18 protein-coding genes are annotated in these 23302 nt (G+C 64.7%); 13 read left to right on the plus strand and 5 right to left on the minus strand.

Translation table 11 applies throughout. The annotated features are described in order from the left end of the window. Positions 1 to 76: 76 nt before the first annotated feature. A complete protein-coding gene (locus NWF24_RS33780; protein ID WP_258352318.1) occupies positions 77 to 877 on the minus strand; it encodes an IclR family transcriptional regulator in 801 nt (266 codons plus the stop codon). Positions 878 to 1069: 192 nt separating this feature from the next. Here NWF24_RS33780 and NWF24_RS33785 point away from each other — a divergent pair, with 192 nt between their 5' ends. Genes NWF24_RS33785 through NWF24_RS33800 form a run of 4 tightly spaced genes read left to right on the plus strand, consistent with a single transcriptional unit; the run spans position 1070 to position 6317 of the window. Next, positions 1070 to 2041, plus strand: a complete 972-nt coding sequence (locus NWF24_RS33785) for a tripartite tricarboxylate transporter substrate binding protein (RefSeq protein WP_258352319.1) — start codon at positions 1070 to 1072, stop codon at positions 2039 to 2041. Between the two features lie 32 nt (positions 2042 to 2073). Continuing rightward, positions 2074 to 2865, plus strand: coding sequence for an enoyl-CoA hydratase/isomerase family protein (locus NWF24_RS33790; protein ID WP_258352320.1), 792 nt, complete (start codon positions 2074 to 2076; stop codon positions 2863 to 2865). 4 nt (positions 2866 to 2869) lie between these two features. After that, on the plus strand, positions 2870 to 4969 hold the full coding sequence (locus NWF24_RS33795; RefSeq protein ID WP_258352321.1) for an acetate--CoA ligase family protein: 2100 nt from the start codon (positions 2870 to 2872) through the stop codon (positions 4967 to 4969). Between the two features lie 10 nt (positions 4970 to 4979). Beyond that, positions 4980 to 6317 (plus strand): MmgE/PrpD family protein, encoded by a 1338-nt coding sequence (locus tag NWF24_RS33800; protein ID WP_258352322.1) that lies wholly within the window; start codon positions 4980 to 4982, stop codon positions 6315 to 6317. A gap of 98 nt (positions 6318 to 6415) precedes the next feature. Here NWF24_RS33800 and NWF24_RS33805 read toward each other — a convergent pair whose 3' ends face one another. The 3 genes from NWF24_RS33805 to NWF24_RS33815 form a co-directional block, all read right to left on the minus strand. Further along, a complete protein-coding gene (locus tag NWF24_RS33805) occupies positions 6416 to 7741 on the minus strand; it encodes an NAD(P)/FAD-dependent oxidoreductase (protein ID WP_258352323.1) in 1326 nt (441 codons plus the stop codon). Between the two features lie 20 nt (positions 7742 to 7761). Beyond that, positions 7762 to 8481, minus strand: coding sequence for a cupin domain-containing protein (locus NWF24_RS33810; protein ID WP_258352324.1), 720 nt, complete (start codon positions 8479 to 8481; stop codon positions 7762 to 7764). A 256-nt stretch (positions 8482 to 8737) separates the two neighbouring features. Continuing rightward, a complete protein-coding gene (locus NWF24_RS33815) occupies positions 8738 to 10126 on the minus strand; it encodes an efflux transporter outer membrane subunit (RefSeq protein ID WP_258352325.1) in 1389 nt (462 codons plus the stop codon). 77 nt (positions 10127 to 10203) lie between these two features. Here NWF24_RS33815 and NWF24_RS33820 point away from each other — a divergent pair, with 77 nt between their 5' ends. From NWF24_RS33820 to NWF24_RS33835, 4 genes are all read left to right on the plus strand, one after another. Beyond that, positions 10204 to 10758 (plus strand): TetR/AcrR family transcriptional regulator, encoded by a 555-nt coding sequence (locus tag NWF24_RS33820; RefSeq protein ID WP_258352326.1) that lies wholly within the window; start codon positions 10204 to 10206, stop codon positions 10756 to 10758. 19 nt (positions 10759 to 10777) lie between these two features. Next, positions 10778 to 11890 carry an efflux RND transporter periplasmic adaptor subunit gene (locus tag NWF24_RS33825; RefSeq protein WP_258352327.1) on the plus strand — a complete coding sequence of 371 codons (1113 nt, stop codon included), beginning with the start codon at positions 10778 to 10780 and terminating at the stop codon, positions 11888 to 11890. Next, entirely contained in the window at positions 11887 to 15027 is a 3141-nt protein-coding gene (locus NWF24_RS33830) for an efflux RND transporter permease subunit (RefSeq protein ID WP_258352328.1), read from the plus strand. Before NWF24_RS33825 ends, NWF24_RS33830 begins: the two co-directional genes overlap by 4 nt. Before the next feature lie 772 nt (positions 15028 to 15799). Then, entirely contained in the window at positions 15800 to 16993 is a 1194-nt protein-coding gene (locus NWF24_RS33835; RefSeq protein WP_258352329.1) for a carbohydrate porin, read from the plus strand. A 120-nt stretch (positions 16994 to 17113) separates the two neighbouring features. On the opposite strand, the gene NWF24_RS33840 is transcribed toward NWF24_RS33835, so the two are convergent. Continuing rightward, positions 17114 to 18712 carry a tetratricopeptide repeat protein gene (locus NWF24_RS33840; RefSeq protein ID WP_258352330.1) on the minus strand — a complete coding sequence of 533 codons (1599 nt, stop codon included), beginning with the start codon at positions 18710 to 18712 and terminating at the stop codon, positions 17114 to 17116. Positions 18713 to 18941: 229 nt separating this feature from the next. Here NWF24_RS33840 and NWF24_RS33845 point away from each other — a divergent pair, with 229 nt between their 5' ends. Genes NWF24_RS33845 through NWF24_RS33865 form a run of 5 tightly spaced genes read left to right on the plus strand, consistent with a single transcriptional unit; the run spans position 18942 to position 23300 of the window. After that, positions 18942 to 20210 carry an acyl-CoA dehydrogenase family protein gene (locus tag NWF24_RS33845; RefSeq protein WP_258352331.1) on the plus strand — a complete coding sequence of 423 codons (1269 nt, stop codon included), beginning with the start codon at positions 18942 to 18944 and terminating at the stop codon, positions 20208 to 20210. 24 nt (positions 20211 to 20234) lie between these two features. After that, on the plus strand, positions 20235 to 20837 hold the full coding sequence (locus NWF24_RS33850) for a nitroreductase family protein (protein ID WP_258352332.1): 603 nt from the start codon (positions 20235 to 20237) through the stop codon (positions 20835 to 20837). Further along, entirely contained in the window at positions 20834 to 21445 is a 612-nt protein-coding gene (locus NWF24_RS33855) for an NADPH-dependent FMN reductase (protein ID WP_258352333.1), read from the plus strand. The genes NWF24_RS33850 and NWF24_RS33855 overlap by 4 nt, the downstream gene beginning before the upstream one ends. A 50-nt stretch (positions 21446 to 21495) precedes the next feature. Beyond that, positions 21496 to 22782, plus strand: coding sequence for an acyl-CoA dehydrogenase family protein (locus tag NWF24_RS33860; RefSeq protein ID WP_258352334.1), 1287 nt, complete (start codon positions 21496 to 21498; stop codon positions 22780 to 22782). After that, the gene (locus NWF24_RS33865; protein ID WP_258352335.1) at positions 22779 to 23300 is read left to right on the plus strand and encodes a nuclear transport factor 2 family protein; all 522 of its coding nucleotides are present in this window, start codon (positions 22779 to 22781) and stop codon (positions 23298 to 23300) included. Before NWF24_RS33860 ends, NWF24_RS33865 begins: the two co-directional genes overlap by 4 nt. Positions 23301 to 23302 lie beyond the last annotated feature (2 nt).

Genomic DNA, 23302 nt, shown 5'->3' on the forward strand with positions numbered 1-23302 from the left:
GTGACCATGCACCCAGAGCACTGGCACATCGAAGAAGGCATCCGGAAGCTCGGCGACGAAGGCGCCCGAAGCCCAGTCAACCGCCTCGCGGTTCCTGCACGTTCAGCGCGTGACGTATCTTCTGCGCCAGTTCGAGCAGGGCGGGGGCCAGCTCCCGCGATATGACGGCGATCGATTCCTCGGTCGATACGCTGACATTCAGCACGTAGATGACGTCGTCCACCAGCAGCGGTGTGGCCAGCGCCACCACCTCGGGTTGCCAGGCCGCGGCGCAGTACCCCTTGGCATGCACGTCCGCCCACGCCTGCTTGATCTCTGTCTCCATCTTGCGCCAGTGCCTGCGGCGTTGCGCGAACAGTTCCATCAGCCTGGCGCGGCGAGGTTGCGAAGCGACCGCCAGGTAAGCCCTGCCCAGCGACGTGAGTTCCATCGGCACACGCTGGCCCGAAACCACGTGCCGGAGCGCTACGCGCTTCGCATAGCGAATGGATTCAAGGTAAACCATCTCGTCCCGGTCCGGCGCGGCAAGTCCGACGTTGATGCGCTTTTGCAGCGCCAACTCGCGCATGTGCGGTGTTGCTGCCTGTAGAACACGCGAGCCGGTGCGCATCGCGTGCGACAAACTCAGCACGGCGGGCGCCAGGCGATAGGCGCGTTCGACGCTGTCCAGCTGCAGCATGCCCGCACCCACCAGCGTCTGCGTGAGCCTGCTGACCGTGGACTTGGAAAGTCCGGTGCGCTCGGCCAGTTCACCATTGCCCAACAGCTCGGAGCCTGGCCGGAATGCACGCAGGATTTCGATGCCTCGCTCCAGCGATCGATTGGCGGGCGATCGTCCGGGTTTGTGGTCGAGATTGAAGTTGGGAAGTTCGGTCATGGGAGCCTTGCGGACAGGCGACGCGTGGATTCACCGTGAATGGATCGAATCGAAGTATCCACTGCCTGTGTTCCAACCAGTGGAATTGCAATCACCTTTGCGAGCCGCTTGATCCTAGAGTTCAGCTGTCACGCGCTGCAGCTTGGGCATGTGACGGACTTTCAAATCAAACAGTTCTGGAGACATCAGACCATGGCAGCCCCTTCCACCGGGCGAGCACGCGCGCTCGCCTTCCTTCTTGCAGGCCTCACCGCCGTCGGCACGGCCTTCGCATATCCCGACAAGCCCATCCGTTTCGTCGTGCCCTTCGCGCCGGGCGGAGGCACCGACCTCATCGCCCGCACGCTGGGCGCGGAGATGTCCAAGGACCTCGGGCAACCGGTCATCATCGACAACAAGCCGGGAGCAGGAACGTTGATCGGCACGGACAACGTGGCCAAGAGCGCGCCCGACGGCTACAGCGTCGTGGTCGCCTCGTTCGCCCACGCCGTCAATCCATCGCTGCAGCCCAGGCTTTCGTATGGCAGCAACAAGGCCTTTGCGCCGGTCATCCTCGTCGGGCGCGGACCCAACGTCCTGGTGGTGCGCCCCGACAGTCCCTACAAATCGGTGGCCGATGTGCTGGCCAGCGCCAAGGCCAATCCCGGCAAGCTGACTTTCGCATCGCAAGGTGCGGGTACCTCCGCTCATCTGGCCGGTGAGATGTTCGCCAATCTCGCGAAGGTAAAGCTCACGCACATACCTTACCGGGGCGCCGGCCCGGCGCTGACCGATCTGCTGGGCGGGCAGGTCGACATGATGTTCGCCACCGCGGCGGCCGTGTCCACCTTCGTCGACAGCGGCAAGCTGCGTGCGCTGGGCGTGACCACTGCCGAGCCCTCGCCGGCATTCAAGGGTGTGCCGGCCATCGCGGCCAGCGTGCCGGGCTATCTGGTGGAGAGCTGGTATGGCTTGTTCGTGCCGGCCGGCACCCCGCCTGCCGTTATCGACCGCCTCAACGCCGCCGGACGCAAGGCCGCGCGAGCGCCGGACTTCGTGCGAAAGATCGAGCATGAAGGCCTCGTGATCAATGCCGGCGCGCCTGCCGAACTCGACGACTACGTTCGCGCGGAAGAAGCGCGGTGGGCGCGCGTCATCAAGGAAAACGGCATCAAGGCCGACTGAACGGCCGCCCTCGACTTCAGCCAGAAAAACTCATGACCTACACCCTCATCGACTTCCAGGTGACGGACGCGATCGCGACCGTCACCTTCAATCGCCCCGACAAGCGCAACGCCATGAGCGACGACATGCGCGCGGAGTTCGCCGACGCGCTGGAGCGCGTGGCCGCGGACAAGACCATCAAGGCGCTGGTGCTGACCGGTGCCGGCAAGGGGTTTTGCGCGGGCGGCGACATCAGTGGCATGCAGAAGCGCATGAACGCGCCGGCTGGCGAAGTGGGCTTCAACGGATGGCATCGCCAGCAGCGCGTGCACCACGTGCAGGCGCTGCTGCACACCATGCCTAAGCCGGTGATCGCCGCTGTCAATGGCGCGGCCTCGGGGCTGGGCGCGGACACGGCGTTGGCCTGCGATTTCATCATCGCCAGCGAATGGGCCAGCTTTGCCTGGAGCTATGTCTTGCGCGGCATCATTCCCGATGGCGGCGGCATGTACTTCCTGCCGCGCCGGGTGGGCCTGCCCAAGGCCAAGGAGCTGATCTTCACTGGCCGCCAGGTCAAGGTGGATGAAGCCCTCTCGCTGGGCATCGTGGACCGCAAGACCGGCGCGGACACGCTGCTCGCCGACGCGCAGGCGTGGGCGGTCGAGCTCTCGTCTGCGTCTTCCACTGCGCTCGCGCTGACCAAGACCATCCTTAACCAGAGCTTCGAGCTGACCTCGCACGATGTGTTCGCACAGGGCAGCCAGGCACAGGGGATCTGCTACACCAGCAGCGAGCACCGTGCCTCGGTGGAAGCGTTTCTCGCCAAGACCACCGCGAAGGACTGACGCCATGAACCACGCCATCGCCAAGCTGCTCTCGCCACGCAGCGTCGCCGTCATCGGCGCCTCGGCAGACCCGAAGAAGACCACCGGTCGCCCCGTGGCCTATCTGCAGAAGCACGGTTTTGCGGGCCGCATCATGCCGGTGAACCCGAAGGTCGATCGCATCGGCGATCTGCAGTGCTACGCCGATATTGCATCGCTGCCGGAGGTGCCCGACGTTGCCGTCGTGCTGCTGGGTGCCGAGCGCGCGCATCTGGCGGTGAAGGAGCTGTCGGCACGCGGCTGTGCCGCGGCCATCGTGCTGGCCAGCGGCTATACCGAAACCGGGGAAGACGGTGCGCGGCGCCAGCAGCAGCTGATCGAGGCGGCCGGCGCGATGCGCATCCTGGGCCCCAACACCATCGGGCTTGTCAATCTCACGGACAACATCGTCCTGTCGCCGTCGGGCGCGCTGGAGATGGACGAGTTTCAGGCCGGAGGCATCGGCGTGGTCTCGCAAAGCGGCGGCATCCTGGGCTCGCTGCTGTCCCGCGCCGCGGCGCGCGGCATCGGCCTGTCGAAGCTGATTTCCACCAGCAACGAGGTCGATCTGGAACTGCCCGACTTCATCGACCACCTGGCCGATGACCCGGCCACCAAGGTGATTGCGCTGTACGTCGAAACCGTGCGCAACCCTGCGAAGTTCCGCGCGGCCTGCCTGAAGGCCGCGCGCCTGGGCAAGCCTGTCGTCGCCTTCAAGATCGGCCGGTCGGAGGCGGGGGCCAAGGCCGCGGTTTCGCACACCGGTGCCATGGCGGGCGCCGACAGCATGTACGACGCGCTGTTCAAGCAGGTGGGGGTGATTCGTGCCCGGAGCTTTTCCGATCTGCTGGATATTCCCTCAGCGCTGACCACGGGCCGCAAGTTGCTTGGCAGGCGCGTCGCCGTCCTGACTTCCACGGGCGGAGCCGGCACGCTGGTTTCCGATGATCTGGGCGTGGCAGGCTTCGACACGCCTGCCCCCGATGCTGCCACTGCCGATGCGCTGCGTGCGTTGCAGACGGGGACCGAGGCCGTGCTGGACCGCAACCCGATCGACGTGACTCTGGCGGGGCTTCGCCCCGACCTGCTGCGAGGTGCCATCAACGCGCTGCTGGCGAGCGCTAGCTACGACGCGCTGGTGATCATCGTCGGCTCTTCCAGCCTGGCCATGCCCGAACTGCTGGCCGGCGCCATCCAGGACTGCCTGCCCAGTTCCGACAAGCCGGTGATGGCGTACGTGAGCCCGCATGCGCCCGAAGTGGGGGCACTTCTCACGCGATGCGGCGTGCCGGCATTCACCGCCGCCGAGAGCTGCACCGCCGCGCTGGCGGGCATGCTGCGCGTGCAAGGGTTCGCCGCGCCCGAGGAAGGCGACACGTCCTTGTCGCTGATCGAGGTTGGCGAGCTGGCTGGCGGTTCGCTGGACGAGGCACAGGCCAAGCAGTTGTTCTCGCGCTTCGGCGTGCCGTGTGTCGCCGAGCGGATCGTTGGTTCCCCGGCCGAGGCCGAAGCAGCCGCGCGTGAACTGGGCGGGCGCGTCGTGCTCAAGATCCTGTCGTCTGAAATCACGCACAAGAGCGATGTGGGCGGCGTCGCCGTCGGGCTGGGCAGCGAAGCTATTGGCGAACGCATTGGCCGCATGGCGGCCGATGTGAAGGCTCGCAGCGGCGTGCATCCCGAGCGTTTTCTTGTGCAGGAGATGGTGTCGGGCGGGACGGAGCTGATCCTCGGAATGCACCGCGATGCGCTCGGCACGGCCATCCTGCTGGGCATGGGAGGTGTGACGGCGGAGCTCTTCAAGGACACGACCATGCGGCTGCTGGCGCAGGACGCGCAGGGTCTGAAGCCGCTCGGCCGCGCCGAGGCACTGTCGATGGCGCAGGACCTCAAGACCTGGCCGCTGCTGGATGGTTTCCGGGGACGGCCCAAGGCTGACGTCGAGGCATTGGCCGACGCGATCGTCGCCTTCTCGAGGATGGCGGCCCAGCTCGGAGAACGGTTGGTCGAGGCCGAAATCAATCCGGTCTTCGTGCTGTCGCAAGGTCAGGGCGTGCGCGCCGCCGACGGCGTGGTCGTTCTGGCCTGAGCGACTCGCCATGTACGCCACTGAAGTATTTGCCCGCTATGCCGCCGAATTCCGCCATGCCCGGCTGGACGACGACGTGCTGCACCACGCGAAGCGCGCAGTGATCGACTGGTACGCCGCGCTGTTTCCGGGGCTGTCGGTAGCGCCGATGCCGCAACTGCACGCGCTGCTGGCGGAAGATCTGGACCGCGGTCGTGCACGCCTGCCTGACGGCCGTTGCGCAACGCCGCGCGTTGCCGCGCTGCTCAACGGAACGGCCGCCCATGCGGCGGAAGTGGATGACAGCTTTCGCGACGCGATGTACCACCCGGGCGCGGCCACGGTGGCGGCGGCGCTGGCTACCGCGCAGGACAGCGGCGCGACCGGCCTGGGCTTCCTGCGCGGCGTGGTGCTCGGCTATGAGGTTTCGACCCGCATCGGGGTGGTGATGGGACGGCCGCACTATCACCACTGGCACAACACGGGCACCGTGGGCACTTTCGGGGCTGCCTCTGCCGCCGCCGGACTGCTTGGATTGCAGGAGGAGCCCTTTGCCCATGCGCTGGCCACGGCCGCGACCTTTGCTGCCGGCCTGCAACAGGCCTTCCGCATGGACTCGATGTCCAAGCCTCTGCATGCGGGCCGCGCCGCCGAGAGCGGCGTGTTCGCCGCCCAACTGGCCGCGCGAGGCGTGACGGGCTCGCTGGATGTGCTCGATGGCGAGGCCGGCTTCGGTCGCGCCATGAGCGACGGGCCGGACTGGTCGAAGGTGGGCGATACGTTGGGACGCGAATTCAACATCACGCGGCTGACCTTCAAGAACCACATCGGCTGCGGTCATACCTTCGCCGCCATCGACGGCGTTCTGGAGCTGGCGCGCCAGCACGGATTGCGCGCACCGGACATCCGCCGCGTCCACGTGGCGACCTATGGCCCCGCGCTGGACATCGCCTGCCACGAAGACCCGCACACCGAAAACGAAGCCCGCTTCAGCCTGCGCTTCGTGGTGGCCACGGCATTGGTGCATGGCAGCGTACGGCTCGCGGCCTACACGCCCGAGCGGCTGGCGGATGCCGACACGCACGCCATGATGGCGCGCATCACGGCTGTGGTCGATCCGGAACTCGATGCGACTTTCCCTGGCCGCCGCTCGGCCCGTGTGGAGATCGAGACCGCCGACGGCCAGCGCCACGCCTGGCTGCAGCCCGACCGCAAGGGCGACCCCGAACTGCCGCTGTCGGACGCCGAACTGGAGGACAAGTTTCTCGAACTGGCGGCACCGGTGGTCGGTGCCGAGCGCGCGCAGACGCTGCTGCAGCGCATCTGGGGCCTGGATCGAGCGGGGGACCTGCAGGGGCTCGCGGTCTGAGCCTGCATGCGAGGGGGCTGGCCCAACCCATAGGCCACCGCCGTGCCGACGAGGCCGCCACCGATCGCGATCACGTCACTCGGAAACATGTGCCCGGCCTAGAAATCGGCGACCTTGCCCCATGCGGTACCGCTGAACCGCTCCGGTCGGTACGGCGCGGGGTCCACGATCGGTTCGGCACCGGTGGCAAGGTCTGCGATCAGGTGGCCCGCACCGGGGCCGATGCCGAAGCCGTGCCCGGAAAAGCCTGCGGCCAGGATGAACCCCGGCATGCCCGGCACTTCGCCGATGCCGGGAACACCGTCGGGCGTGCTGTCGATGTAGCCAGCCCAGGCGTGCGTGATCTTCGCTTCGCGAAGTTGAGGCAGCAGTTCGACGGCGCGGCGTTGTGTCTCCCTGATCGCGGACATGTCGGGCTTGGGATCGAGGATGCGCACCCGCTCCATCGGCGTCGGCGCATCGAGCCGCCACCTCGCCAGCGTTTCATGGCCACCCCGAATGCCTTCCAGCCCGCCCGGACGAAGGTTGCGCCAGCGTTTGGCGAACATGGGCACGAACTGCGGCGCGAAGCGCATGAACTGCGGCGTCACGTCCACACGCGCGCGGCCGCTGATGGCCAGCGCGTAGCGTCCGTCGTTGCGGCGCGTGGCCGACACGTTCCCGCTGACCAGCGCCGCCGGCAAGCGATGCGCCACAGGCGACACGCTCATGATGGATTGACGGACCGAGGCCTGCGGAAAACGGATGCCCAGTTGGCGGCAGAACGATGATGCCCAGGCGCCGCCCGCCATCACGACCGTCCGTGTCTTGATGACGCCGGCTTCCGTGACAACGCCGCTGACCCGTCCGCCTTCCGTCTCGATACCGCGGGCCGCGCAGTTCTGGTGGACGCTGCCGCCGAGCTTGATGAGCGCAGCGGCCACGGCGGGCGCGGCCTTGGCGGGATCGGCGATACCGTCGCTGGGCGAGAAGACCCCGCCTTTCCAGGCGCGGCCGGTCGCATGTCCGCGCTGGGCGGCTTCGCGGCTGCTCAGTACGTGGGTCGTCACGCCGGCGGTCTTCGCAAAATCACGCCAGCCGGCCCAGCGGGACAGCTCGGCTTCGTCGTTGCTGAGGTACAGCAGCCCGCAGCGATGGAAGCCCGTGTCTTCGCCGCTCTCGGCGGCAAAGCGTTCCCAGAGATCGAGGCTCTTGCTCGCCAGCGGCAGCTCGCGGGCGTCGCGGTTCTGCTGCCGGCACCAGCCCCAGTTGCGGCTCGATTGCTCGGCGCCGATCCGGCCCTTTTCCACCAGGGCCACTGAAACTCCGCGCTGGGCCAGGTAGTAGGCGGTGAAGACGCCGATGATGCCGCCGCCGATCACGACGACATCGGCGCAGGCCGGCAGCTGGGTGGACGTGTGGATGTGATTCAGCGGAGGAGACATGGTGCAGCTCGCTCGATGGTTCAGGCTGGCACGCTCTGGACCACATAGAACTTCGCCACGCGGTCGTTGCTTTCCCATCCGATCGGCGCGCCCTGGGGCACGAAGAGCGAATCACCGGTGCCTACCGACAGCACGCTGCCATCGGGGGCTGCGAATCCCACGCTGCCGGCCACGAGGTGCATGAACTCGTTCACGCGATGCGGGCGAACGACCCGGTGGTAGGGGGTCGAGTCCCATGTGCCGGCGCTGTACTGCGCGCCGTCGTCGATGAAGACGTTGTCGCTGCGGCACGTCGGCGCGGGGCTCAGCAGCACTTCCGCGGGCAGCGTGCCGGTGGGCTTGAAGTTGGCGTCGGCACGCAGGGGAAAGAGACCGCGTCGGGTCGGTCGCTCGCAAGCGGCCGCGCAAAACACGAAGCGCACGCGGGAGCGGGCCTCGACGCGAAGCGAGGTACCGCATCCGATGACGGCGCCCGCCTGGGGGCCGACGACGAGCGGCGCCGCGCCGGCCGCCGTCAAGGTCAGCTCGCCCTCGACCACGACGATGGTTTCGATGTGGGGATAGCTTGCGACTTCGAGCTCGCCGATGAAGCTGGTGCGGCCCGCGCTCATCGAGCCCGGCCCTTCCCACGCGATCTCGCGATGCCGTGCAAACGGGTCGTCCTTGCCGAACGCCGCTCTCCGGAAAGCGGTTGAAACGGGCGCGCCGTCGGCACGATGCAGTACTAGGGCCATGGTCATTGATTGCTCCTGCGCGATGCGCAATGTCTTCACTGAAAGCTGTCAGTCGGTGATGCAGTCCGAGGGGGGCTGCGGTCGGGCTTTTGGATGTCCAAAAGCTTAGGCTGCGTGCCCCTTGCGCCGGTGCTTCAATGAGGGTCTTGCACAGAGCAGGCTGCCGTTATGCCGGTCGTTACCGCAGATCCTGCCGCCCGTCGAAGCGCGGCTCGAGAACGCGCTCATCGGGGGAACCGCTTCACCCGACAGTTCGTCAGTCTCACACTCTCCCTGCAAAGGCTCTTCTCACGGCCACGGCCGCTGTCCATTGGGCTCCTTGCCCTTGCAGCAGGCCATCACGCGCCTTCAAGTAGCTGCGGCGCGTATCAAGGACTGTGTTCAGATCCACCAAGCCCGAGGTGAACATCTGCTCACTCCTGGAGGCGGCATTGGCTCCCGCTGACTGAGCTTGTTCCAACGCAGAAACGCCAGCTCGCGCCGCCTCGAGTTGTACGGCCGCAGTTTCGGCGTCCGCCAGCGCGACCAGGATCGCCTTCTCATGCGCGAGCATTGCTTCCTTTGCCTTGGCTTCGTGAATCTCGATGTTGGCCCTGATGCGGCCACCATCGAAGATAGGCAACGAGAGTGCAACGCCGTACCCAACCACGGTCGTTGGCGATGCACTTGCTCCTCCAGCACGCAGGCGCTCCCTGCTTCCCGACCAATCGAGCGCGATGCGCGGGTACAAGTCGCGCTTGGCAACCCCCAGGCGCGCGACTGCGGCCTCTACGGCACGCGCCGGTCCTCGAACATCAGGACGGCGCTCGAGCAATTCGATCGGCAGCAGGACGGCCGGCATGCCGGCAGCTGTGCTGGCGGCGGCGGGGAAAGTCAATCTCGAAGGTGGCTGCGCAGAGCCCAGAAGAACGGCCATCTGCCGCAGCCTCGCATCCCGCGCCCCTCGCAACTGCGCCGCATTGGCGCGCTCCTGCCCAAGCTCGGCCGTCAGTCTGTCGATGTCGAGCTTGCCGACCTGGCCCGCCTCGAACCGCCGCCGGGCCACTTCAATCTGACGCTCCAACGTAGCAGCGGCTTCGCGCGCAACCGCGTCTCGCTGCGTCAGGGTCTGCGCGTCGAAATACGCTGTCATCACCTCGCCCGCAATCGCGACGCGCAAGGCTTGGCGCACAAGCTCCGCACTTTCGAAATCCTTTTCGGCCGCAAGACTCGCCAGCTCCTGGTCCCCGAAGAAGTCCGGCTCCCAGCTCGCTCGGAAGCCACCGCGAGCGAGATTGGCCTTGGGGTCCGCACTGGACTCACGGCCACGCCGCAGGCCGGCATTCAGGCTCATTTGCGGGTAGCGATCGGCATCGGCCGTGTCTACGAGCGCGCGAGCCTGTGCAACCCGGGCAGCAGCCATGCGGAGGTCGGCATTGGCAAGCAATGCGGATTCGACGAGCGCGCTGAGTTCGGGGTTGTCGAAGTCGCGCCACCATGCGCTGGCGGACATCCGGTTCCTCTCGGTGCCGGTTCCGGTGTCAAAACTCCACGCCGCCGGCACGGCGTCGTAGGAGGGTGGGGTGGATGTGGGCGTTGCGCATCCGGCCAGCATTACGAGCGCAAGCGCCGATGCTGCAATTCTGGATATGTGGGTTCTGGCAAGGGTCATGGGAGTCTTCGGTGTTGACGTGTGGTGTCTCTAACTGTACTATACGTACAGTACAGTATCAACCAGGCCAACAGACCATGACCAGTTCGTCACCGCGCACCAGTGCCAAGCAGCGACTCATCGATGTCGCCTCCGAGATCGTCTCTGCCCGGGGGGTTCAGGAACTCACACTTGAAGCCGTTGCCGCTGCGGCTGGGGTCACCAAGGGGGGCCTGATCTATCACTTCAAGACCAGGGACGAACTCCTGGCGGCGGTCGTCCAGGCCATCCTCGACGAATGGGACCAACGCAGCCGAGTCAAGGCGGCACAGGCAGGCAGCTCCAGCGGCGCCCTGCTGCGGGCCCTGATCGACGACACCTTCGACATGGAGCCCAGGGAAAAGCAGTTGATCAGCAACCTGCTCGCAGCCGCGTCCAGCTATCCCCATCTGCTCGGACCAGTGCGCGACTTCTACAGCCGCCTGTACGGCGACTTTGCCAAGTCTGGCTCCCGGAGTGGCACCGCATTGGTCATCGCTGCGGCGCTGGACGGCATGTCGGTGATGGAACTCCTGAGCTTTCACCAGTTCAGCGACCGCCAGCGCAAGGCAATGCGCCAGGCGCTCCACGCCCTGGCCAAAGAACTCCCCTGAACCCTTCCCACACACGCTCATGTCATTCTCGATCTCCACGGCCGTGGCCGCCGCATTGCTGACCGCGCTGATCGCAGGCTGCGCCCGCACGTCCCCACCGCCCCTCACCCTGCCTCGCCCCGTCAAGGTGGAGGCCATCTCCGCCAGCGCGATGCAAGCCAGTGAGACCTTTGTCGGCACCGTGCGCGCGCATCAGCGCTCCGACCTCGGTTTCGAATCGTCGGGCCGCATCAGTGCCATTCTTGTGGATGTCGGAGACCGTGTGCGCGCGGGACAGGTGCTTGCCCGCCTTGACGAAGCGCCTGCGCTGCGCCGCATCGACAAGGCTGAAGCGGACCGCCTCGCCGCGGTCGCCTCCCTCGCGGAGCGGACCACCCAGCTGCGGCAGAACGAGTCGCTGGCCAAAGACCAGATCGTCTCCCCCGTCACGCTGGAGTCCGTCCAGACGCAGCATCGCATCGCGCAGAGCCAACTCCGGGCTGCCGAGGCGGCATCGGCACTTGCGCGGCGGGAGCTGGCCCTGTCGCGGATCACCGCCCCCTTCGACGGTGTGATCGTGGCGCGCAACGTCCAGCCTTACTCCGACATCGGCTCGGGCGTGGCCGTGTTCCAGATCGAGGCTGGTCAGACTCTGGAAGTGGTCGCCATGCTGCCGGAGGCCGTGGCAGCGCGCATTGCCCCCGGCGAGCCCGCCCAGGCATCCATCTCTCGACCGGCGCAGCCCGCCGCCGTCCTGCCGCTGAAGCTGGAGCGCATCTCCAGCCGCAACGACAGCGGCTCGCTGGTGCAGGCCATCTTTCGGGTTGACGGGGCGGCGCCGGCATTGCGCAGCGGTGCCATGGTGTCGCTGGAACTTCCAGGCGAGGCAAGCAAGGTTCCTTCGGTGCCTGCTGCGGCGCTCTTGCTCGATACCGAGCCCGGCCGCGGCAAAGTCTTCGTGCTCGAAAATTCCCGGCTCGTGGGGCGCTCCGTCCAACTGGGATCGGGATTTCTTCCCGACGGGCGCATCCCAGTGACGTCCGGGCTGAACGCCGGTGACCAGGTGGTGGTTGCCGGAGCGGCCTTCCTGAACGAAGGGCAAGCTGCCGTTGCCCACGCATCCACGACGCTGCTTCACGGAGCCAAGCCATGAAGCTCACCGAATCTGCGCTGGGCTCAAGCCGGCTGACCTTGTTCGTTGCGGCGCTGGTGCTTCTTGCAGGCGTCTTCGCGTTCCTGCGCTTCCCCTCTCAGGAGGAGCCATCGACCACGATTCGTGACGCGATGATCTTCGTCTACAACCCCGGGCTGCCGGTCGAGCGGATGGAACAGCTCGTCGCCCGCCCGCTCGAGGCGCGCTTGCGCGAACTGCCTGAACTCAAGCACGTGGTCAGCACCGTGCGCAACGGGTCGGTCATCGTGCAGGCCACGATCCTCGAGGGCTACGCCGACCTGGCGCCGATCTGGCAAAAGGTCCGGGCCAAGGTAGCGGAGGTGGCGCCGCAGTTCCCCACCGGCACCTTGCCCCCGGTCGTCAACGACGACTTCGGGCGCGTCGCGGTTGCCTCGATCGCAGTGACCGCGCCAGGCTTCGCCATGAGCGAGATGCGTGAGCCGCTCAAGCGGGTCCGCGATCGGCTCTACCAGCTGCCGGGTGTGCAGAACATCAGCTTCCACGGACTGCAGGACGAGCGCGTCTACATCGAATTCGATCAGGCGCGCCTGGGCGGATTGGGGCTTGCAGCGCCTGCCGTGCTCCAGCAGCTGCAGCAGCAGAACGTGGTGCTGTCAGGTGGTCAGATGGTGATGAGCGGTCTCAACAGCGCGGTGGTCGCCTCCGGCGAGATCCGCTCGCTTCAGGCCCTGCGCGAATTCGTGCTCGGCGTGCCGGACCGCAACGGCCGCCTGGAGAACACGATCCGCCTGGGCGACATCGCGCAGATCAAGGTCCTGCCTGCCGATCCTCCGGATTCCGCGGCGATCTACAAGGGCGAACCGGCCGTGGTGCTTGGCGTGTCGATGCGCGCCGGCCAGAACATCAAGGCCTTCGGCCGCAGCCTGAAGGGGCTCATGGGTGAGCTTCAGCAACTGTTGCCCGCCGGCTTCACGCTCGACTACGTCACCTTCCAGGCCGACGTGGTGGAGCGCGAGATGGGCAAGATGAACCAGGTGATGGGCGAGACCATTGTGATCGTCATGACGGTGGTCGTGCTTTTCCTGGGCTGGCGAGCGGGTGTGATCGTGGGCAGCATCGTGCCCTTGACCATCCTCGGTACCTTGATCGCGATGCAGTTTCTCCACATCGAGCTGCACAGCGTATCGATGGCCGCCATCATCATCGCGCTGGGGCTGCTGGTGGACAACGGCATCGTGATCGTGGAAGACGTCGAACGCCGGCTCGCGGCCGGCGAGGCGCGGCGCGAGGCGTGCATCCAGGCGGGAAGATCGCTCGCGATTCCCTTGCTCACGTCATCGCTCGTGATCATCTTCGCGTTCTCTCCCTTTTTCTTCGGCGACACCTCGATCAACGAATACCTCCGGCCGCTGGTGGTGGTGCTGGCGATCGCCTTGCTGGGCTCCTGGCTGCTGTGCCTGACAGTGACACCGCTGCTGTGCTATTACTTCCTCAAGGCGTCGTCTCACACCGTGCACGCTGCCGCTGGCAACGCCGACACAGAAGCCAAATCCGAGGCCCGCTTCTACCGTGTCTATCGACGAGCCATCCACGCCGTGCTGGATCACAAGCTGGTTTTCTTCGGCGCGATGGCGGTCCTGTTCACGCTTGCCATGCTGCTGCTGTCGACGGTTCCGTCCGGCTTCCTGCCGAAGTCGGACCGACCCCAGTACCAGGTCTCGATCGAGTTGCAGCCTGGCACCGATTCGCGCACCACGCTCGCCAAGGTGCAAGCCGTCAGTCGCTGGCTTTCCGACAAGAAAATCAACCCCGAGGTCACGACCAGCATCGGCTACGTCGCTGATGGCGGACCGCGCATCATCCTGGGGCTGAACCCGCCACTGCCGGCTTCGCACATCGGCTATTTCACAGTCGGCGTCAGCTCCAAGAATGAGCTCGACGCGATGATTGCGCGCACGCGCGCCTACCTGTCGCAGACCTATCCCGAGATCCGCGGCGAGGTCAAGCGCTTCTCGCTGGGTTCCAGCGACTCGGGTGCGGTGGCGTACCGGATTTCCGGTCCCGACGAGACGGTGCTCAAACGCCTGGGCGAGCAGATCAAGGGAGAGCTGCGCAAGGTGCCGGGCGTCGTCGGCGTGCGAGACGACTGGAACAACCGCATTCCGCGCATCGATGTGCAGATCGACCAGGCCAAGGCCCGCCGCCTCGGCGTCACGAGCGAAGACGTCGCCACCTCGCTGGCCGCCCGGTTCTCCGGGGTCGATGTCTCCATGCTGCGCGACGGCGACACACTGGTGCCTGTGGTGGTGCGCGGCACCCCTGCGCAACGTCAACACACCGAGGATGTGGTCAACACATTGGTGTATCCATCGGGCGCTGCGCCAGTACCGATTTCGGCCATCGCCCATGTCTCGCTGGGTTCCGAGCCTTCTGTTGTCCGGCGCCGCGATCTCTCTCGCACGCTGACGGTGGAGGGGCACAGCGAAACCGAAACCGCGCAGCAGGTCGTGACCCGACTGGCTCCCGCCGTCTCGGCACTGGCGTTGCCACCGGGCTATGCCATCGAACTGGGCGCCGAGATCGAAGAGGCCGCGGAAGCCAACGCTGCGTTGAGCGAGTACCTTCCACATGCGGCGATCGCGATGCTGGTGCTGTTCATCTGGCAGTTCGGCTCCTTCCGGAAGCTGCTGCTGATCCTGGCCATCATCCCGTTCACGTTGATCGGCGTGGCACCCGCGCTGAAGCTGATGGGCGAGCCTCTGGGCTTCATGGCGAACTTCGGACTGCTCTCCCTGGCCGGCATCATCGTCAACAACGCCGTGTTGCTGCTCGAGCGCATCGAAGCGGAAATTCATGCGGGCCGCACCCCCAGGGATGCCGTCGTCACCTCGGCCGTTCAGCGCCTGCGTCCCATCGTGATGACCAAGCTGACCTGCGTGGCCGGGCTGGTGCCGTTGCTGCTGTTCGGCGGCCCGCTCTGGTCGGGCATGGCCGTCACCATCATCGGCGGGCTCGCGCTGGGCACGCTGGTCACGCTGGGGATGGTTCCGGCGCTCTATGAGCTGTTGTTCGACAGTCGACTGTCACGGTGGTTGGCGCGCACAGCGACGGCCCAAGAAGACGGGCCGTCCGAGCTGGCGACGAGGCAGATCTGATTTTCGGAAATGTGCAAGGTGAACGAAAGTCAGCCACCTTCATGTGCCTGTAGCTGGACGGAGTGGGTCCTCGGCACTAGTCAACGCCGGCGCGATAGCGTGCCGTGTAGGTCTGTGCCTCGATCGCGCTATTGAGCGAATCGACAAGCATGAATTCGGCGCTGGAACGCAAGATGTACTGGTCAACATACCGGCTTTCGATGCACCAGACATCGTCGTAGATCTGGGTCAGAGGAGGTGGCCGGTGGCGACCTACAACCTCACGCGGCTGTGTACCGCGGCACAACTGCGTCCGCAGCGCGGCTGATGAGCCCCCAGAACGTCGACATGGCCCCATCCAACCATATGAATGACCGCGCAAAGAGCCATCTGCAGTCTGCAAGGGGGCCGCACAGGGTGCATGCTCACGCTATGGCGTTTCCCTGAGGTATGCGCGGCGATAGATGCACCTATTTTTCCTCCAGTGGCTGGCTGAAGATGCCTTTAGCAGTACTTGCTGCTCTGGTGCATTTTTAATCTCTAGGAGGAGACTGTGCTTCGTAATCTGTCTGCAGCGACCGTGTCGCCGCGAGTTGTCAATTTCATTTCGGTGGTGTCATTGTTCGCAGTCTTCGGGGCATCGAAAAGCCTGGCTCAGGAGCGGGAGAACACACCCGAGATCCCTCGCGCGCAGCCCACGCAATCGGGTCCGGAATCCGCCCCAAATGGCCCGTCCGGCTTGCCCTTCCTGGATCCTGCTTGCCAGAAGTTCGATCAGTACAACACCCGCATCATGAGCACCATCGACCAGCCATCGGTGTGCGAAACGGTTTACCCAAGCCTGTTCGGTGTTCGAGATTGGCTTGCCAACTCAGGGTGGGGTATCCAGGGAACAATTTCTCCAGTGATCGACCGCGATATTAAAAACAAGAATGACGGCGGAACTCAGAAATATGCTGGGCACAACGGCGCCAGCGGTTACATCATCGGCAACGTCTATGCCACCTACGACCTGTCTCGAATCGGTTTTCCGGCCGGCGGCCAATTTACCGGCAGTGTTTCCACGATGTATTCCCACAATCGCGCGGGGGAAGCACCCGTCATGCACCCTGCCGTGACCACACTCGGAATTACGCAGCCGCTTCTTGACAATACAGTTGAACTCAAAGCGGGCTATCTGCTGACGATCCAGGATTTCGTGGGGATGAATCTCACCGGAAACGCAGGGTCCGTGGCACAGAGCTTGTCCAGTGTGATTCCATCGCTGGCCGGCCTTAGCGTCTACACGCCGACCCCCACAGCGGAAATCACAGTCAAGGATCCCTGGACAAAGAGTTTCTACAACCGTTTCGGGATATCACGCAGCATCAGCTCCTCCGGTGCCACGGAGGAATTGGCGCAAAACCGCTACGGCCTTCGCTGGCGCACCCCCGGGACTTCGGCGCTGTTCGTCAACGAGTTTGGCTACAAGACTGGGCTGTCGCAGGAGGGACGCTCCGTTTGGGCGAGAGCCGGCCTTATTTACAACACGACGGACTACACGAAGTATGACGGGCAAACGGCCAGCAACAACTATGCAGCCTATGCCGGACTGACGATGCAGCTGACGAAAAGCGCCCACGGTCCCGGCGGGCTGAATCTGGACGTCAAGGTCAACTACGCTCCCGCCGATCGAAACATGTACACCAGGGATTACTCTGTCGCCCTGTTCTATATCGGGCCGTTCGCGAGCAGGCCTTTCGATATGGTCTCGCTTGCCTACAGTCAAACGTTCGGCAGCCGTGACCTGCAGAAGATGGTCACGAAACTCGGCGTTCAGAACTCGGTGACGCTCTCCACCGCAGGGATGCTCTCTTATTCTTATCGGCTGACCAACGGCGTGTACTTGGTATCGACCGCATCCGTGGTTACCAATCCCGGAACCGTGTGGAACTCGAAGCTACCAACGGCAGTGATACTTGATCAAAAGCTGCTTATTTCTTTTTGAATTACGCAGATCTGCTGCTCACAGGCTGCTGCCGATGAGCAGCATTTCCATTGGCGCTTCAAGCCTCAGCGGCCACCACCCGATGCGGCTTGTCTCCAGACAGTGAATCAGCGTCGGCCCCTACGGCGCGTTCAGACGCGTGGCCAGGGAATCGAAATGCGGGTGGGCACGCAGGCCGTCGTAGGCGGGCGACGTTAGCAGCAACAATCCTTGCGTATGGATTCGCGACATCAGCGCGCGATCAAGCCACTCGAAAGCCTGGTCGATTTCTTCCAGTCCGGCATGAATCAGCGTCATCGCGGCGGAGTCGGGCCCATGGTCGTCATCCTTGCCGTCTTGCAGGACGCCGAGAATGCGCCGTGCTTCGTCCTCCTGGCCCGCTCTGGCATAGGCATAGCCGAGATGCGCCAAGGCCGCGGGATGTTCGTCCATCAGGCGGCACGCCTCCTCCAATTGGGAAATGGCGGTTTTGTGAAATCCTGCGTAAAGAAAACAGTCGCCCAGCAGCAGTTGGGCCGCGTCGAATTCCGGCGCCAATGCGACCGACCGCTGAGCGAACATGATGGCGCCATCGAAGTCACGCATGTGCATGCAAACTGCCGCCAGCGAGGAGTGCGCGAATGCCGACCGCGGAGCCAGCGCCACACCGCGCTCAGCCGATGCGAATGCTTCTTCCAGGCGGCCTGATTGAAGGTATCCCAATCCCAGCGCGGTGTGTGGCAAACCTTCCCTCGGGCTGGCACCGATCGCCCGGCGGAACATCATGACTGCCTCGTCAATATGGCCGGACGTGAGACGGCTGAGGCCTAGCGCCACCTGGTCACCTGTCGCCTGGTCCCGGATTGCACCGCGCAGATACTCGCGCAGCAATACGTTGTCGCGCAACAGATACCGTGGCGCCATGTCGTCTTCGACAGTGATGCACGATGGCCTGGAGCTGACCCAGGAATGGACAGAGGCCGCGACCTCGGTGGCCACCCTTTTCTGAAAGGCGATCATGTCATCCACTTCCTGCTCGTGGCGGCCAGACCAGACGGTCACGTCCCGAAGCGGGTCGATGATTCGCAGATTCAGTCGGTAGACCTTCCCCTGGCGGAAAAGGCTTCCTTCCATGACATAGGACGCCTGTGATTCCCGCACAACCTGCTGCAGGTTACTTGCCATCGCAGCGAACTTCTCGCTGGAACCACGCGAGAGTATGGCGACGATCGGCAGATTTGCCAGGTAGAGGCTGATCTCGTCATGAAATGCCGTCACCGTGTCCGAGTCGTCGATATTCAGACCCGAGAAGGGGAGGATCAATAGTCGCGGCGCAGACTCGCTGCGTGCGAGCGACCGTGCCTCCTGCGGTGCGACATTCCCGTTCATGAACTGGAACGCCGGCATGAAGCCGCCTTTGGGCAATGAGATGCGCACTTGGTCGAGGATGCCTTCGGTCTGGTAATAGAACTCGAGCCGCGACCTCAACCGCCATGCTTCGGTCCGCACGCTCGTCTGGAACTGCGGATAGAAATCTCCACCATGGCCGAATGCGTCAACGGCAATATTGAATTGTTTCAGCCGTTCGCCACGCCCGGCCAGGGTTTCGGATACGAGATATTGAAGCAACTGACGCAAGCGCTTCGCGCGTCGGAAAGTTTCACTCTGCAACACGGCATGCAATGCCGCATGGATGGCGCCTTTCTGCAGTTCAAAGGCGGCGATCAGGCCTGAAACCATGTCTGCTCCACGTGCACTGTGATCGCGCCATTCTGTTTGAGTTCAGCGCCGCGCGACACAGGGTTTGACCAGCTTCAGGGTCACATCAGGTCACGGAATCACCACCGAAGCCGCGACGCCCGATGAGACGGGAACCAGCAAGAGTCGTGACCCTTTGAGACTTCGTTTTCCATGCTGCGCTGACGACACTGCATCGGCCAGGTCAACCCAACGAAAACGAGACAGAGACATGAACCATCTCAGCAAGCCGGCGGCTTTCGGCGCCGGCACCGATGCCCGGGGTCCGAGCCCCGAGGCCGCCAAGATGCGCGACGCGATCAAGGCGCTGACACCGCTGCTTCGCGAAACCGCATGGGAAAGCGAGAAAGCCACCGCCCTTGTTCCGCAAGCTTTGCGGGCGCTGGACGAAACCGGCTTCTTTCGCATCACCTTGCCGCAGAAATACGGAGGCTCGGCTTTCGGCGCCCGGGATCTCGTGGAGGTGATCGCGGCCGCATCCTACGCTGACGGATCTGCAGGCTGGAGCGGCTTTGCTGCGTCCGGCATCCGCATGGTCCTGGCCTTCAGCCCACAGGCGGTCGACGAAGTCGGTGCCAAGCTCGGGGATTGGGTCGGGCCAGCGGCGGTGGGCGCCTCGATCTTTTCCAACATCGTCGGCCAGGCCGAGCGCACCGGCGATGGCTTCCGGGTCACGGGCAAGTGGATGTACGGCAGCGGTTGCAGCTATGCCGCGTGGGCGGTTGTCGGCATCGAATGGCAGGAGGACGGAAAACCCGTCCGCGGCCTGGCACTGCTTTCTCGCGATCAGTACGAGCTCCTGGACGACTGGCACGTCATGGGCATGGCGGCAAGCTCGAGCAACAGCATCGTCGCCCGCAGTGCGGTATTCGTCCCGGCGCATCGCGTGGTGCGCCACGCCGACCTGCCCGCGGCGCTGGGAGCCCTGTCGCAGAAGTACGAAGGCCTCACCTATCGGATGGGGCCCTTGTCGACGATGCTGTCGACGGCTCTGGCCAATATCGCCATCGCGCTCGGCATGGCCAGAGGTTGCCTTGACTCCTTTGTCGAGCAGGCCAACAAGCGCGTGCCGTTCAACCTGCCTTACGAGACGGTGGCCACGATGCCTTCGACCCAGGTCATTGCGGGACGGGTCTATGCCATGGTGCAGGCCGCCGAGGCACTGATCCTGCAGACGGCCGAGGAGGTCGATGCGCGCACCCGTCGCGGCGAGGACTTCGAGCCTCGCGAGGAATCGCTCGCCACGATGACCCTTGTCTACGCCGCGAACCTCTGCGGCGAAGCGATCGACGAGATGCAGCTTTGCATCGGGTCATCGTCGGTCAGTCTGCGCAACCCCATACAGCGCTTTGCACGCGACGTGCGAGTGATGCTGACCCACGGCGCCATCCGTCGGGACCCGGCTGCGGAAATCGCCGGGCGACACGTCCTGGGCATTCCCCCTTTCAACATGTTTGCCGGCGGCTTGGCTCAGCGCTGACGACTTCACAAAGAGAAATTCGATATGTCCACTTCCCTCAACACCCGTTCTTCGGCCTACGCCATCGACCCGATCTTCCTGAAGCGCTGGTCTCCGCGCGCCCTGGACGAGAAGGCCATCATTTCCGATCAGGAACTGATGACGCTCTTCGAGGCCGCGCACTGGGCGCCGTCCTCCTTCAACTCGCAGCCATGGCGCTTCATCTACGCCCGACGGGATACGCCGCAATGGTCGCGACTGTTCGATCTTCTGGTCCCCATGAACCAGGGCTGGGCGGTACGGGCGTCGGCGCTGGTCGTGCTGGTCTCCGCGACCACGGCACAGCCGCCGGGTGCTCCCGGGCCCATCCCGTCCTACAGCCATTCGCTGGACGCCGGCGCGGCGTGGGCGCATCTCGCGCTGCAAGCGACCCAGCTCGGATGGCACGCGCACGCGATGGCGGGATTCGATGTCGCGCGTGCCGCGCAAGTGCTGAACGTGCCCGACAACTTTCGCGTCGAAACAGTCATCGCCATCGGCCGCATCGGGGACAAGAGCGTGTTGCCCCCTCCCATGCAGGAGCGCGAACAGCCCAATACGCGGCGGCCGGTCGAAGAGCTGGTCATGGAGGGGGAGTTCCGCTCATGAAAACCTCATCGACCAAGAAGCCGTTCATCGTCGGGATCGGCGGCACGGCCTCCAAGACCTCATCCACCGAGCAGGCATTGGTCCTCGCGCTGTCGGCGGCCGAAGCGGCGGGCGGGCGGACGCAACTGTTTGGCAGCGAGGACCTGATGGCCCTGCCGCACTATGTTCCCGGCAGCATCGAGCGCAACGGTGACGGACAGGCGCTGATCGATGCCATTCGCGCTGCGGATGGCCTGATCATCGCGAGCCCCGGATATCACGGGACCATCTCCGGCCTGGTCAAGAACGCTATCGATTATTTCGAGGAGATGGCGAAAGACGGGCGGGTCTATCTGGACGGCATGCCCGTCGGACTGATCGCCACTGCGTATGGCTGGCAGGCCACCGGAGGAACGCTCGGTGCGCTGCGCTCGATCGTCCACGCGCTGCGCGGTTGGCCAACCCCGATGGGGGCCGCGATCAACACGTCGGAAAAGGTTTTCCACGAAGGCGCCTGCCAGAACCTGGCCGCTGCCAACCAACTGAATCTCGTCGGGCGCCAGGTCGCCGAATTCGCGGCTCGTTCGGCTCATTACGCGGCCGGCACAACCATTGAAATGTCTGTTTAGGAAATCTTGGAATGTCAGTACCCGATATCAAACTACCACCGATGCCGCCCATGGTCCCGACCGGCGCCATCGAATCACCCTGGCTCACCGACACCGGCCGAGCCATCACAGCCAAGGTGCGCGCATTAATCCCGCTGATCCGTGAACAGGCGCGCGAGGGCGAGAAGATCGGCTCGCTCACGCCCGACGTACTGCAGGCGGTCACGGACGCCGGCATCTTCAAGATGGGGATGCCCATCGAATGGGGCGGATATGCACTCGGCGCGCGCGATCTCGTCGAAGTCATCAGCGCCCTCGGGGAAGGCGATGGCTCCGCCGGCTGGGCGGCCTTCGTCGGCGTCGGCCTGAAGAATCTGTTGGCGCTGGGCCCCGAGATCATCGAAGAGGTACGTGCCGACACCGAAGGGTGGGCCGGCCCCGCCATCGTCGGTGCGTCCGTCTATGCGACGAAGGTCGGCGACGCTCGCAAGGTCGCCGGTGGGTGGATGGTCAAGGGACGCTGGGCGTTCGGAAGCGGATGCAAGCATGCCAAATGGGCGCTGCTCGGCGTCGAATACGACCCGGCAACGGCTGGCGGTTCCGGACGCGGCGTCGTTGTGGTCCAGCGGCATCAGTACGAGATCGTCGACGACTGGCATGTGATGGGACTGTCGGGAACGGCCAGCAACAGCCTCGAGATCACCGCCGAGCAGTTCGTTCCCGCGCACCGGTTCCTGGATCTGGCCGAGTTTCCGCTGCGCATGCAGCTGATTCGCAAGAACTTCCAGGGCGCCGGGCTTCGGCAACGTGGCGTGGCCCAGCTCCTTACCGTCACGCTCACCAACATGGCCATCGCGCTGGGCATGGCGCGAGGGACTCTGGAGTGCTTCGCGGAGCAGTCGCAGACGCGCAAGCCGTTCAGCTTGCCCTATCCGACCATCGCTGACATGGCGTCGGTCCAGGTCGCCGCGGGCAAGGCGCTTGCCATGATCAAGGTGGCCGCGGCCACGATCGAAGGCTGCGCCGATCAATTGGACGCACGGACGGCGGCGGAACTGGACTTCACGTTCGAGGAGGAGTCCGAATACAGCCTCAGCCTGGCCTACGCCGGCAATCTCTGCGAAGACGCGATCACGCTCCTGCAAAAGACGATTGGTTCGTCGAGCATGTCGCTGAAGAACCCCATCCAGCGTTTCGCACGAGACATCCGGGTCCTCACGTCGCACGGTGCGATTCGCGTCGACCCGCAGGCCGAACAGAACGGCCGCCGCATTCTTGGCCGGGAACCGTTCCCGATGTTCGGCGGCGCTGTGCCCACGCGCGGCAATCCCCCCCAATTGGAGCTCGTAAACCGATGAATGATTTTTCGATTGTCGATGGCGTGGCCCAGATCCACAACCCGGAGCTGTACCGGACCTGGATCGACCGTCCGGACTACATGGAGGCGGTGGCCGCCTCCTCTTCGCCGGAGGTCACGGCGACAAAGCGGCTGCTCATCGAGTTCGAGGCCGAACTCGCTCGCATGGTGCGGGACGGCAGCGTGCAGGAGAAGGTCCAGGAGGTGATGACCCGGTTCATCGCCGAAGACTACATCCAGCATGACCCGAACGCGCCCGGCAACGGTCGAGACCTGCTCATCGAGCACTTCCGCCGCGTTCCGCTTAGTGGCGTAACGCCGCCTCCGGTGGTGAGTGTGGTCGTCGAGGGCGAGCTCGGTTGCATCATGATGAAGGAGCCGACGCCGGATCCCACCGCGCCTGGAAAGACCTACGACTGGTACATGATCACCATTTTCCGGGTCCGTGGCGGCAAGCTCACCGAGCACTGGAGCACTTTCAGAAAAATGGCGGACCCGTTCCCGCCTCAAAAGACCTGAGG

Origin of the sequence: Variovorax paradoxus, from assembly GCF_024734665.1 — a bacterium.
Taxonomy (GTDB): domain Bacteria; phylum Pseudomonadota; class Gammaproteobacteria; order Burkholderiales; family Burkholderiaceae_C; genus Variovorax.